This window comes from Bacillus sp. SKDU12 (assembly GCF_010093085.1).
GTDB lineage: Bacteria > Bacillota > Bacilli > Bacillales > Bacillaceae > Bacillus > Bacillus mexicanus.
The window spans coordinates 63164-75742 of sequence record NZ_MSRC01000008.1 but is presented as its reverse complement, the minus strand read 5'-3'; the positions used below and the strand labels follow the sequence as shown (position 1 = coordinate 75742).

Here is a 12579-nt window from a genome sequence, read left to right as displayed (position 1 = left end):
TTTCGTATGGTTATATAACCTTTATCTAACATGTCCTTTATTGAGATAGTATTAACGTTTTCAGCTAATTTTTTTTGTTGTACAAAATTATAATAATATCTTGGTACTAAATAATAGTCACTTACAATACTTTTCACCCAAAATTCCTTTTTGTTATTCCAAAAGTCATCAGAAATTTTTTCAAAATCATCTGAGTAAGGTTCACCTGCTGAATTATAAATCCTACCTCTTTTATCGTGTCCACAATTCAAAGCAACCGAGATTAAAGGTTCACTTTTTCTCACTGATCCACTTTGCAAATCTTGTTTGGATTTTTTAAAAAACAAGATGTTTGTCTTCGTATCGGTAGAAGGCTGAAATGTTGTGCGTGGGCAATCTATCATTGCTGTAATCTCTCCATTGTTATAGATATAATCCCATACATAACCTAGCTTCTTATTACCAAATACACCTTCAGGAAGTACTATTGCCATTTCTCCCCCTGGCTTTAACATTCTTATACAAAGTTCTATGAATAAGATTTGAGGGTCCTGAGATTTTATAACATTATCAACCTTATACCACTGCTGCTTGTCTGATGAGTAATTCCATTCGTATCCAAAATCAAAACACTTTAATATTTTTTGATCCTTTATTCCTATCTTTGATCCAAAGGGTGGATTGGTTAGTATAACATCTGCAATTTCTATAGTTTCTCCTTTTTCTATTTTAGAAATAAAATATTCAAAGGAATTAGCATTATAAATGTTTCCTTTGCCACTTGTTAAAATTTCTAAAATTGCTGTTGCAAGATAAGCAAGATCCTTATCTTTATCAATTCCTAATAATTTTCCTGAAAATGATTCGCTGGGATGTTTAGAATATATATAATTGTAAACTTCGTTTAAAAAACCTCCCGGCCCACAAGCAGGGTCAATAATAACGTCAGATGGTTTTGGGGCAATAATTTTAACCATACTTTTCACTACATTTCTTGGTGTGAAAAACTGTCCCTTATCTCCTCTAATGTTTGGTCCAATCAATGATTGAAAAGCATCACCAATAACTTGCGAAGGGGCTTTGTGCAAGTCAATTGTATGTATCTCTTCTAAGGCTACTTTTAAAGAACTTTCATCCAAAGAAAAACCTTCTTTATGTGCGTTTAGTGAGGGAAATCCATCCTTTAATAGAAATAACAAAGTCTCTTTTAAAGACTTTTCACCACTAAGATAATCACTTATATACTTACCATTATAATTTCTATCATCAGCTAATTTACATAATAAGATCTTAGACAAATCAGAGGTAATTGTCTCTGCCCTACTTGAATTACTATTTGTGTATAAATGATAATATAGTCTTTTAAACAGCTCATTATAGCTCTTTTCATTACTAGACAATTGATAAGTAGAAATACTCATGAGCAGTCTCCTTTCAGTTCAACATACTATGTATAGTATAAGTATCTATACACGATGTGTAAATACATTTCGCGAGTTTTCTCTAAAACTTGTCAAATTCCTAACTATGTAGTTATTTCAACAATTCTAAAAGGGCATTTTTCTTTTTAAAATCAGAAAGCACACCATCATCTAAAACGGTGTGCTTAATCACAAGATTTTTTATTTATCTGAGATTTCAGCTACTTCCTTCAATCCCATCTGAAAATTATTATAGCCATTATCCAAGTCCCAGAAATAAATTTTAAATACATTAGAAGCTTTTTTGTTTTTACATCCACTTCTACATAATAATTCTCTAATGGATTATCGCCTCTAGTATCTTTTTCTCCTTGTTGGTATTTCAAACATGTATATAGATGCCTAACAGCTTATTACCTTTTAATTGTCTTACTGTCCAATCTTTTATTGTTTGTCACCCTTCTTCTTAACTTCTTCCTACTCAGCGACACAAGATAACCTCTGATTTCCTATATTATATTTGAATTTCTTACCTGTCCGGCTTTCCATGTATCTCTTTCATTATGAAAGCTAAAATACACTTTCTTCTGTTTTTTTATTTTTACAATTAAATATTTCTTCAAGAGTTCCATTTATTACATAGCTTCCAATTCCTAATCCAAAACCTGAGATTATATGGTGGATTTTTAGATACTAGAGATTTAGACAGCATGAAAAAAATTCCAATAGTAATATTCAGAATATTCCTGTAATTTTACACTATCAGAAATAAACACCTAATTTATTTTATGTTTTTTTCTGTATTGTTAAGAATAGTGGTGATATCATAGTAATTATCAATAAGTACTGCATTAATGCCATATTTTTAAATCTTTGATTTTTAACTCTTGTTTTACTTTATCGTAGCTAAATTCTTTCTTGATTAATTGAACCCTCTCGATTTCTATATCTTTAGTCATGTTCATTAACTTTCCTAAAAAATTAATAATGGTTTTTGGGACTTTTACCTAATAACTCTATCCTGATTTTACTTAATTTTCTCTAAGTTAAGACCCTCAAAACTAAAACTAATAAACAAAAATGTCTTAGAAACAGTTCTCCTTTTAATTGGATAGCGAAAAGCCTTCTATCATTATCGTATCTTTCATAATCATCTCTAGTTGCGAAGGAATTATCTGGAAATTCTATATCTCCCTGCATTTTGTACATTACAACATCTCTATCTGGCTTACAGTTTTTCATCTGACTTTGACTTATTTTTATATCCGTAACTTTATCAACACTTTGTAATGTTTCCTCAATAATAGAGCCATAGTTGGTTGTCCAATAAGTATCGATAAGCAATCTAGACAAGATTTCTTCTATATTATCATTCTCCTCAGCAGTTCGTTGAAATTCTTGAATATTTGCTTCATTAATAGTCTGTCTACCATTAGCATTAATATGGTATTGAGCGACTCTTTATCAATATCCCATTCTAACTCATCTGCAATGTCCCTTAGCAATTCCCTCCAATCGACAACCCTGATCCTCTTAATTATCTTGCCCCTGCAAATATAGTCAAGTTATCGTTTTTAAGTTCCTTTAAAATAGCTCTCTCAAATATAGCTAAGGAAGTATCAATAATTCTATACCACTTTTCTATAATCCTATCAACGTGCTATTCAGGTAAAATATGTCGCTAATTAGATAAAAAATTCAATAAATCTTCATTTCAAGAAATTAATATACAAAAATTTTCTTTACTTACACTTACTTCATATCTTTGTTTTACCATCACTTATGATAAGGCTCCCCACGATTAATCCGAAAAGCCCGATAAATCTGCTCAACTAGTATGAGTCGCATCAACTGATGAGGAAACGTCATTTTCGAGAACGATAGCTTCTCGTCCGCTCGCTTCATCACCGTGTCGCTCAATCCGAGTGAGCCTCCAATGACGAAGGTGACTTTGCTTTTTCCATATGTAGCCAGCTTATCTATTGTATCGGCTAGTTCTTCGGATGTTTTCATTTTTCCTTCTATAGCCAGGGCGATGACGTGGGCGTCGGGGCTGATTTTTGATAGGATGCGGTCGCCTTCTTTGTCTTTTATGATTTTCATGTCCTGATCGCTTAGGTTTTCCGGCGCTTTTTCGTCCGGGAGTTCGATGATGTCGATTTTTGCGTAGGCCGAAAGTCGTTTTGTGTATTCTTCAATGCCTTGCTTGAGGTATTTTTCTTTTAGTTTTCCGATTGTCACAATATTGATATTCACAGGTCATCCCCACTTTAGAAACAAGTTATTCATATAGTTTGTCCACAATTGTGGATATCTTTTCTGTATTTTGTATAAGATCATTCGTTCCCCACTATATATACTGAGGGGTCACCACATAATTCACAGCCTGTGGATAAACTGTTGATATGTTCGATTTTTCTGATTTCAGGCGGAAGCTCGTGATCGTCTATGTACATATCCAGCACGGTTTCGATATGTTCTTCACAGGAATAATACGTTTGTTTCATGTTCAAATCCTCCAATTGTTTCTTGCATTTTTTCTATGTTCTCTTCTCAATATAACCTATTTATTCACATGTTAGTAGTGACTCGGTTTGAGTTTTATCCACAATTTGTGTTGATGACTCTATTTTGCTTGTATGTAACCGATGTTTGGGAAAGGTCTTCATTTAGGTTGTATGGGATTCAAGGACCAGCAATAAAGCCGGCGTTCTGAGAACGTCCGGCTCTTCCTTTATGTCAGTGTCCCATGCGGGTCGATGACGAATTTTTTGGCTACGCCTTTGTCGAAGTCGCTGTACCCGTTTGGCGCGTCGTCCAGAGAGATAACGGTTGCGTTGACGGCTTTGGCGATTTGCGCTCTGCCGCTCAGGATCGCTTTCATCAAATTGCGGTTGTATGTCATGGCTGGTGTTTGTCCGGTGACAAAGGTGTGAGCTTTAGCCCAGCCCAGTCCGAAGCGGATTTTTAATGAGCCTGTTTTAGCGTCCGCATCCTTTGCACCGGGATCTTCGGTCACGTATAAGCCCGGAATGCCGAGGCTTCCGCCGACCTGGGTAACGTCCATAATCGAGTTCAAGACAGCGGCCGGCGCTTCTCCTTGATTGCCGTGACCGGATGCTTCAAAGCCGACACAGTCCACTGCGGCGTCAACGGTCGGTTCGCCTAGTATTTGTTCAATTTGCTCGCCGAGGCGGTCGTGTTTTTGCACGTTGACCGTTTCGCAGCCGAAACTTCTCGCCTGTGCCAGCCTGTCTTCGTTCAGATCACCGACAATCACCGTCGAGGCGCCAAGGAGCTGGGCGGAATGGGCTGCGGCTAATCCGACAGGCCCCGCCCCCGCGATATAGACGGTTGAACCTGTTTGCACGCCCGCTGTGTACGCCCCATGGAAGCCGGTCGGAAAAATATCGGACAGCATCGTCAAATCGAGAATTTTTTCTAACGCCTGTTCTTTATCAGGGAATACCAAAAGCTGAAAATCAGCGTACGGCACCATGACGTATTCCGACTGGCCACCGACCCAACCGCCCATATCGACGTAGCCATAAGCCGATCCCGGTCGTTCGGGATTGACATTCAAACACACATGCGTCTTCTGCGTTCTGCACATCACACAGCGCCCGCAAGCAATATTGAAAGGAACGGAAACAATGTCGCCTTTTTTGATAAATTCAACATCCCGCCCCGTTTCAATGACCTCCCCGGTGATTTCATGACCAAGCACCAAACCTTCAGGCGCCGTTGTGCGGCCTCTGACCATATGCTGGTCGCTCCCGCAAATGTTGGTTGTAATGACTTTGAGAATAACCCCATGCTCGCATTTTCGGTTCACATTCGCCTTCGGAACACCGGGCCCGTCCCTTAAGATTAACTCCGGATAACCGATATCCTCCACCGCCACAGTTCCTTTGCCTTTATACACAACCGCTTTGTTTCCTGTCAACGCCATTCCTCCATTCATGTGTTTGGACTCTGCGTCCTTGAACATGACTTCGGTTCGGCATGAGTCTTTCCCTTTTTCACGACTGCTTTTTCTGCATCCTGACAACAAAAAATACGCCAAGCCAGCAGCCGATAATGGTTCCGAGAATGTCCAGCCAATCTGCTCTGCCACCGTTTAACAGAAACACAGTAACTGCCGAGATCAAGCAGATGCTGATCGCCTGAAGAATGACCTGTTTGGTGCGCATATGATTCCTCCTTTATCTATATTTATTTTACAATAATTAACACTATTGTTGTTAGAAAAGATGGCTTTCTATCAGGGATATGTATCAAATAAAGCAATAAAAAAGAGACTACCTGCAAGTCTCTTTTTCATATTTCCTGAGAAATAATGTGACAATAATAGTCGCTTAAAATCCCTTCATCATCTCAAAATCATACAGTTTTAAATGACTCTTCGGCGTTACAATCTCCTTTACCTTCCCGATCTCTTTTTCCTTCACTTTCTTTCCGGTTTTCAGGCTGTACTGTTCAATCGTTGCAGGCTTGTTGTACGTGTATGTGAAGAAATAGAGGCTGCTGCCTTTTTGGGTGATTTCTTTGAAATCGGCTTTCAGTTTTTCGGGTGAAAGGGTGACGTCGATGCTTGTTTTTCCTGTCTTGGCATCGATTTTGTACACCTTTCCGAAGCCGTCAATAAAGTACAGATGCCCATCATAAGAGAAAAAGCTTTTTTTGAAGCTGAAAGGCATGGAGCTGTATATTGTTTGTTCGTCGTTTTTGTATGCGGCGATATCGTGCAGTTCTGCTTTACCGCTTTTCTTATTGATCTTGACCATTTGATAAAGATTACGCGCTTTTTGGCCGCGAACCATAAAATACACAGCTTTGTCGTCGATAGCAAGCTGAGATTCGACTGATGCTCCTTCCCGATACTGCCACTCCGTAACCGTACGGTAGAAGAGCTTCTTTTGATCGGCTTGAATCTGGAGAAGCTGATAGCCTTTTGCGTTAGCAGTCGGGACGAGAGCGTAAATGGCGCCATTATGAAAACCGGAGGCTCTGATGTAATAGGGGATGACGTCTTTTTTCCACTCCCCATCCATCTGGCGGTACAGCTCTGAGCGGTACCCGTCTCCCTTTTTGTCATAGCCCGAGTTATAAAGCGTGTAAAAACCCGCCATGTTTTGTAAAAAGCCTGCACTATCGCCTGTATGCTGATAAGCTCTTTTATAAATATGCAGCCCATCTTTGATCGTGAAAATCGTGTTTTTGTCCTCAAGCATCACACTATCGCCGTGAACCTTAGCTGAACCCAGCTCAAGCCCCTTCATCTGAAATGAGGACAGTGATCGATCACGGCTGGTGAACAGGGCGTAGCTTTTTCCTCCGTCAAGTGCATCTTGATCCGCAGAGGATGAGAAATACAGCAGTGCCTCCTTGTCATCCAGAAAATCGGTGTTTCTGAGATCCTGCTGACTTATAGCTTTATGGCTTTTGAAAGAAGAAACAAAGACAAATAGCGCGATTCCTGCGAGAATCAGAATGGCGATGCTTATCATCCACTTCTTCATATCTTTCTCCTTATTTGATGGTCATAATGGTTGCCGTATAGGATGAGCCGGTGATGTCGCGCGGGTATACGCCTAAGCCTCCGTTGCTGTCTATATCAATGCCGGCTTTCAGCAAAAAGGCGGACCACAGGAGCTTTGAACAGTTTTTGGCGCCATCATGGCCGGTATTTCTGTTATTGACGAAGTTATAGGAGTATGAGTCGCCGACTTTTGAGACCGCCCAGTCGGCGGCAGATGATTTTTGAGATGTGGTGACATTAACTGTCTGCACAAAGGAGTTGTTTTCCACGTCTCTGGCATTGTAAGCGATCTGCCTGACGCCGTCGCTCGGGACGGATTCCACAATTTTGTCAGCGGCGGAGTACATGCCGACGTGGCCATGATTATAGTAGGCTGTGTAGGAGTTGGTGTAATAGATATTCCCTTTTGCGCTTGTCGGCAGTTTTTTCGTGCCGGACGAGCCGCCCGTGATGGACATTCCGCTTTCCTTGGCTAGCTTGTCGCCTTCCGATTTATCAGCCATGATTTCTTTATAGAACTGCTTCAGAATAATCTCTTGCTTGACGTGCTGCTGTTTGGCAATTTCGCTGGCGGATTTCATCACTTCTTCCGGTGTTATACCTGGCTGCAGTGCAGCAATTTTTTCTGCATAATTTGCAGGCTTTACGGCTTTGATGGGAGAAACAAATAGTCCGCCACATAATGTAAGCGTTACCAAAAACATCGATACCTTTTTCTTCAACTTCATTCCATCTCCTCTTTTCTTGTGAATGTAGAAAATGTGATTTCCTCACCCACATTATATTAGAGAAATAAGGAAAGTAACTAGGTTATTTACAGAATTTTTAGAAATCATTTACAGGAAACAGTCTGCAAAAAAGGCCTTTCTCAGGCCCTTTTCGTTAAAGCTTCTTGCTCATCACCACGTCTGTTTCTTGAAATCCGGTTCGCTCATATAGCTTTCGTGCCGTCTGATTATGAGCAAAGACGTGGAGGGACAATTTTCGAATCCCCATGCCGCGCGCCTTCTGCTCTAATGCTGCCAAAGCCTGCTTCGCATAGCCCTTGCCGCGGTACGGTTCATACAATCCAAAATCGTAAATAAACGCTTCCTGCTGCGGATGCTCCGGTTCAGCATGCATCCAGAGCCAGCCCACGATGTCTTTTTCATTCAGCATGAGGCTCCATACATGATGGCGGGGTGTTTCCAGCCCTTTTGGAAGGAGATTAGAAAAGGTTTGCTTAGACAAAAGCAATGCATCTTCAGGTTGCCATGTTCCCGCCTTCACCTTTTCTTCCGCATAATGCTTTACTGTGTATGTCAGATATGAATGAAATTCTTCTGTCTGCATAGGCCTCAGCATCATTGCCATATCATCTCTCCTTATCTATTGGCGAATGATAAATCACGAGAGAAAGGAACTCAATTGTCCCCGCAGAAATTGCCGCCATGTTCAACGATGGGTATCTTGCGACCAAGAAATGCTCAGCCTTTATTACATGAATCAGGAGGTGTTTGCGTACTTCTCTTTCTCTTATTGGATCAGCACGAGGAACCTTCTCATATGAATGCTACGCCAGACCTGCTGAAATATGACTTTTTTCTAAGGATTGAAAAACCCCCGCATTCCGCGGGGGTTTTATTTACAGCAATTTTTTCCCTAGCAGGGATTCTACGAGTTCTACTGCTGTTTTTCCTGTTTTATTTTTGTGATCGAGGATCGGGTTCACCTCAACGAATTCAGCTGAGGTAATGATGCCTGCGTCATACAGCATTTCCATAGCCAGATGGCTCTCCCGGTAGCTGATGCCGCCGACGACAGGGGTTCCGACACCCGGTGCGTCGTTCGGATCGAGCCCGTCCAGATCAAGGCTCAGATGGACGCCGTCACATGCTGATAAATAATCAAGGGTTTCTTCCATCACCTTTGTCATGCCGAGACGGTCGATTTCGTGCATCGTATACACCTTCATGCCGCTCTCCTTAATGTACTTGCGCTCCCCTTCATCAAGTGACCGGGCGCCAATGATGACGACGTTTTCCGGTTTGATTTTAGGCGCGTAGCCCTCAAGGTTAACCAGTGACTCGTGGCCGATACCGAGGCTGATGGCAAGCGGCATACCATGAATATTGCCTGATGGTGATGTTTCAAGTGTATTCAGGTCGCCGTGCGCGTCATACCAGATGACGCCTAGATTATCGTAATGCTTCGCCGTACCTGTCAGCGTGCCGATCGCAATGCTGTGGTCGCCGCCCAGAACAAGTGGGAATTTTTTCTCTTCGATGACTTTGTTAACCTTTTGAGCGAGTTTTTCATTTCCTGCCAAAACGGAATTCAGGTTTTTCAGTTCCTCGTCATTGTTGATCTTTTCACGATTGATCGGAATGTCACCGAGATCTTCAACCGTATACCCCATATCTGACAGTCTCTCAATCAGATGGGCGTACCGAATGGCACTCGGACCCATGTCCACTCCGCGTCGTGCTTGTCCTAAATCCATTGGCATTCCAATAACCGAAATCGTTTTATCCATCTGTGATTCCACCTCAACATATAAGTTCATGTTCTATGCAGGTTATAACAAAGATGACTTACGAACAGCGTTTTTACAGCTCTAGCTGACGATTTGTCTGCCGGCGTTTTTTAATAACGATGTGATAAATAATGTAGCAAATGACCATAAACGGTATGCCGCAATACAGCGCGATACGCTGCTTTGGATCAAATGCAAGGCTGATGAGAACAACCGTATTTAACGTCAGGCCAACCAGCGGAAGTACTGGATACAGCGGTGTTTTGAACTTCAAATCTTCTATCTTGCCGCCTTCACGGATATATTGGCGTCTGAACATAATTTGGGAAAGCGAGATCGTAATCCAGCCGACCTGCGCGCTCATGCCCGCCAATGATAATAACACCATATATACGGTTTCAGCCGCTGCCACTTTTGATAGAAGCGACAGGCAGGCCACTGCCATTGTCACGATTAACGCGTTCAGCGGCACACCGCGTTGATTTGTTTTGCCGAGTGCTTTGAAGGCCTGTCCTTCATTGGCCATCGCGTACAGAATACGCGTCGAAGCGTATAAACCTGAATTCGCAACAGATAACAGCGCGATTAAAATGACAAAGTTCATGATATCTGCGGCATACGGGATTCCAATTTGCTCAAATACGACAACAAACGGGCTTTCCACGACTCCAGCCTGTTTCCACGGAATCATGCCTGCAATGACAACGATGGAAAGAACAAAGAAGACAAGCGTTCTCCATACTGTCTGTTTGATCGACCGCGGAATCGTTTTTTCTGGATCTTCACTTTCTCCTGCGGCAACCCCGATCAGCTCGGTCCCCTGAAACGCAAAGTTTACGGTAATCATCGTAATTAGCATTGCCTTTATGCCGTTTGGAAATAACCCATCTTCATAAAAATGTGTCAGAAACGGCGCCTGCTCTCCGCCTTTCAAGTCAATCAAGCCAAACATGGCGGCTCCGCCGAGAATGATAAATAAAAGGATAATCAAAATTTTTATGCCCGAAAACCAGAATTCGGATTCTGCAAAGGCTTTAGAAGTGAGCGCATTTAAAATAAACATCAGTGCTGCAAAGACTAGACACCAAATCCACACATCTACGTGCGGAAACCAGCGTTGCATCAGCTGTCCTGCTGATAAGAATTCAATGGCGCATGTAACTGCCCAGCCGAGCCAGTACAGCCAGCCGAAAGCAAACCCGAAAGCCGGGCTGATAAATTTTGTCGCATAGGTCTGGAAGGACCCCGACACAGGAAAGGCGACCGCCAGCTCTCCTAAACAGAGCATGGTCAAAAACATGATAAAGCCGCCCACTAAATAAGACAGAACCGCACCGAGCGGTCCCGCTTGGTTTATGGTAAAGCCGGTTCCAAGGAAGAAGCCGGTTCCGATCACTCCGCCCAATGAAATCATGAACAAATGGCGTGATTTCATTGTCCGCTGGAGCTGATTTCCGTTATCTTGGTTTGTATTCACTTTCTGCACCCCTTCAGCAACTTGTATTGGATCTAAGCTGGAACATCTGCGCGGTGCATATCCCAGTTTGCTGTCCAAAGAGTCTCTATCTATTTAATATAAAATTCAATTCTTCTCATAAAGATACATTATACTAAAATATTGTAGCTGAGCAAACAGGGAGTGCTGATTTTTCTGTTGTAATTTTATACAGACACAGTGAATATCCCGCCACGGTGCGGATTTATGCATTTTTCAGAACGTGCTTAATTTTCTCTATCGCCCAATCCAAATCCTTTTTAGAAATGGTTAATGGCGGTGCAAAACGAATGACTGTATCATGTGTTTCCTTGCATAAAAGGCCTTCTTCCTTCAAACGCTCACAATACGGGCGGGCGCCTTCCGTCAATTCAACGCCGATAAACAGCCCTCTGCCGCGGACTTCTTTAATAACCGGGTTATCAATGCTCTCAAGCTCTCCTTTAAAGTATTCGCCAAGCTCAAAGGAACGATTCGCCAGCTTTTCATCTTCCAGCACCTCCAATGAAGCGATAGACACTGCACAAGCAAGCGGGTTTCCGCCAAATGTGGAGCCGTGTGAGCCGGGGTTAAACACGCCTAAGATCTCGCGGTCCGCTGCAATGCATGAAATCGGGAACACACCGCCGCCAAGCGCTTTGCCTAAGATATACATATCCGGAACAATGCCGTCCCAGTCACAGGCAAATGTCTTTCCTGTACGTCCAAGACCTGTCTGAATTTCATCGGCAATAAGCAGGACATTCTCTTCCCTACAAATCGCCGCCGCTTCCTGCAAAAACCCTTCAGGCGGAATGACAATGCCCGCTTCGCCTTGAATCGGTTCGAACAAAAATGCCGCTGTATTCGGCGTAATGGCTTGGCGAAGCGCGTCAGCATCACCGTATGGAATTAATTTGATTCCCGGGAGCATCGGCCCGAATCCTCTTTTATACTCCTCTTCAGAAGAAAGAGATACCGCCAGCATGGTCCGGCCGTGAAAGTTCCCGGCACATGCGATGATTTCTGCTTGATTGTCTGCTGCGCCCTTCACTTCATAAGCCCAGCGTCTCGCCGCTTTCACTGCAGATTCAACCGCTTCAGCTCCTGTATTCATCGGCAGAATCATCTCTTTACCCGTCAGCTTAGCTGTTTTTTCATAAAATGGCCCCAGCTGATCATTGTGAAATGCGCGTGATGTGAGGGTGATTTTATCAGCTTGATCCTTCAATGCCTGAATGATTTTTGGATGTCTGTGACCTTGGTTTACCGCAGAATAAGCACTCAGCATATCCATATATTCATTGCCTTCCGGGTCCTTTACCCAAGCACCCAGCGCTTCAGAAATGACAATCGGGAGCGGATGATAATTATTAGCTCCGTAATGTGACGTCTGTTCAATCAATTCTTCGGATTTAGATTTAGCTGGCATTTTGAATTCCCCCTTGTTTTCTGTTTTCAACATGTTATCCTGCTTTCCTTTTGATAAATGCAAGTTCTGTGCCAAATCAAAATGGCTTATGTTTTCTACAATTTTCGCGGACGAGGTGCAAAAATATTCCACAAGTGCAAAATTCTTTTGCGTATCCTTTCGATCTTTTTATAAAATAGAGAGAATAGTATGAAAACAATCGAAGGGGGTACACAT

13 protein-coding genes are annotated in these 12579 nt (G+C 42.3%); all 13 read right to left on the bottom strand.

All coding sequences use genetic code 11. The features are described 5' to 3' along the window. Positions 1-1400 (bottom strand): HsdM family class I SAM-dependent methyltransferase (locus tag BTW01_RS10280; RefSeq protein WP_162102885.1); only part of this gene is annotated, 1400 nt, incomplete at its 3' end. A 570-nt stretch (positions 1401-1970) separates the two neighbouring features. Beyond that, on the bottom strand, positions 1971-2072 hold the full coding sequence (locus tag BTW01_RS18705) for a hypothetical protein (protein ID WP_419724066.1): 102 nt from the start codon (positions 2070-2072) through the stop codon (positions 1971-1973). Between the two features lie 369 nt (positions 2073-2441). Continuing rightward, complete coding sequence (locus BTW01_RS18700; protein WP_419724065.1) at positions 2442-2744, bottom strand: SIR2 family protein; 303 nt, start codon at positions 2742-2744, stop codon at positions 2442-2444. 432 nt (positions 2745-3176) lie between these two features. After that, complete coding sequence (rlmH, locus tag BTW01_RS10265) at positions 3177-3656, bottom strand: 23S rRNA (pseudouridine(1915)-N(3))-methyltransferase RlmH (RefSeq protein WP_003243164.1); 480 nt, start codon at positions 3654-3656, stop codon at positions 3177-3179. 80 nt (positions 3657-3736) lie between these two features. Then, positions 3737-3907, bottom strand: coding sequence for a CxxH/CxxC protein (locus BTW01_RS10260; protein ID WP_162102883.1), 171 nt, complete (start codon positions 3905-3907; stop codon positions 3737-3739). A gap of 227 nt (positions 3908-4134) precedes the next feature. Next, a complete protein-coding gene (gene fdhA / locus BTW01_RS10255; protein WP_162102882.1) occupies positions 4135-5364 on the bottom strand; it encodes a formaldehyde dehydrogenase, glutathione-independent in 1230 nt (409 codons plus the stop codon). Between the two features lie 58 nt (positions 5365-5422). Further along, positions 5423-5593: a hypothetical protein gene (locus tag BTW01_RS18280; protein WP_202923599.1), complete on the bottom strand. Its 171-nt coding sequence runs from the start codon at positions 5591-5593 to the stop codon at positions 5423-5425. A 165-nt stretch (positions 5594-5758) separates the two neighbouring features. Then, entirely contained in the window at positions 5759-6922 is a 1164-nt protein-coding gene (locus tag BTW01_RS10250; protein WP_162102881.1) for a hypothetical protein, read from the bottom strand. 10 nt (positions 6923-6932) lie between these two features. Beyond that, positions 6933-7670 carry a YiiX/YebB-like N1pC/P60 family cysteine hydrolase gene (locus BTW01_RS10245; RefSeq protein WP_162102880.1) on the bottom strand — a complete coding sequence of 246 codons (738 nt, stop codon included), beginning with the start codon at positions 7668-7670 and terminating at the stop codon, positions 6933-6935. Between the two features lie 154 nt (positions 7671-7824). Continuing rightward, positions 7825-8295 carry a GNAT family N-acetyltransferase gene (locus tag BTW01_RS10240; RefSeq protein ID WP_162102879.1) on the bottom strand — a complete coding sequence of 157 codons (471 nt, stop codon included), beginning with the start codon at positions 8293-8295 and terminating at the stop codon, positions 7825-7827. A gap of 271 nt (positions 8296-8566) precedes the next feature. Further along, a complete protein-coding gene (gene rocF / locus BTW01_RS10235; RefSeq protein ID WP_162102878.1) occupies positions 8567-9457 on the bottom strand; it encodes an arginase in 891 nt (296 codons plus the stop codon). Positions 9458-9530: 73 nt separating this feature from the next. Then, on the bottom strand, positions 9531-10934 hold the full coding sequence (locus BTW01_RS10230) for an amino acid permease (RefSeq protein ID WP_162102877.1): 1404 nt from the start codon (positions 10932-10934) through the stop codon (positions 9531-9533). A 223-nt stretch (positions 10935-11157) separates the two neighbouring features. After that, positions 11158-12363, bottom strand: coding sequence for an ornithine aminotransferase (gene rocD / locus BTW01_RS10225; protein ID WP_162102876.1), 1206 nt, complete (start codon positions 12361-12363; stop codon positions 11158-11160). Positions 12364-12579: the final 216 nt, after the last annotated feature.

What these genes read in the sequence shown, in the direction of transcription:
- BTW01_RS10260 (WP_162102883.1), bottom strand. Translation starts at nt 3,907, where the DNA reads ATGAAACAAACGTATTATTCCTGTGAAGAACATATCGAAACCGTGCTG.
- fdhA (WP_162102882.1), bottom strand. Translation starts at nt 5,364, where the DNA reads ATGAATGGAGGAATGGCGTTGACAGGAAACAAAGCGGTTGTGTATAAA.
- BTW01_RS18280 (WP_202923599.1), bottom strand. Translation starts at nt 5,593, where the DNA reads ATGCGCACCAAACAGGTCATTCTTCAGGCGATCAGCATCTGCTTGATC.
- BTW01_RS10250 (WP_162102881.1), bottom strand. Translation starts at nt 6,922, where the DNA reads ATGAAGAAGTGGATGATAAGCATCGCCATTCTGATTCTCGCAGGAATC.
- BTW01_RS10245 (WP_162102880.1), bottom strand. Translation starts at nt 7,670, where the DNA reads ATGAAGTTGAAGAAAAAGGTATCGATGTTTTTGGTAACGCTTACATTA.
- BTW01_RS10240 (WP_162102879.1), bottom strand. Translation starts at nt 8,295, where the DNA reads ATGGCAATGATGCTGAGGCCTATGCAGACAGAAGAATTTCATTCATAT.
- rocF (WP_162102878.1), bottom strand. Translation starts at nt 9,457, where the DNA reads ATGGATAAAACGATTTCGGTTATTGGAATGCCAATGGATTTAGGACAA.
- rocD (WP_162102876.1), bottom strand. Translation starts at nt 12,363, where the DNA reads ATGCCAGCTAAATCTAAATCCGAAGAATTGATTGAACAGACGTCACAT.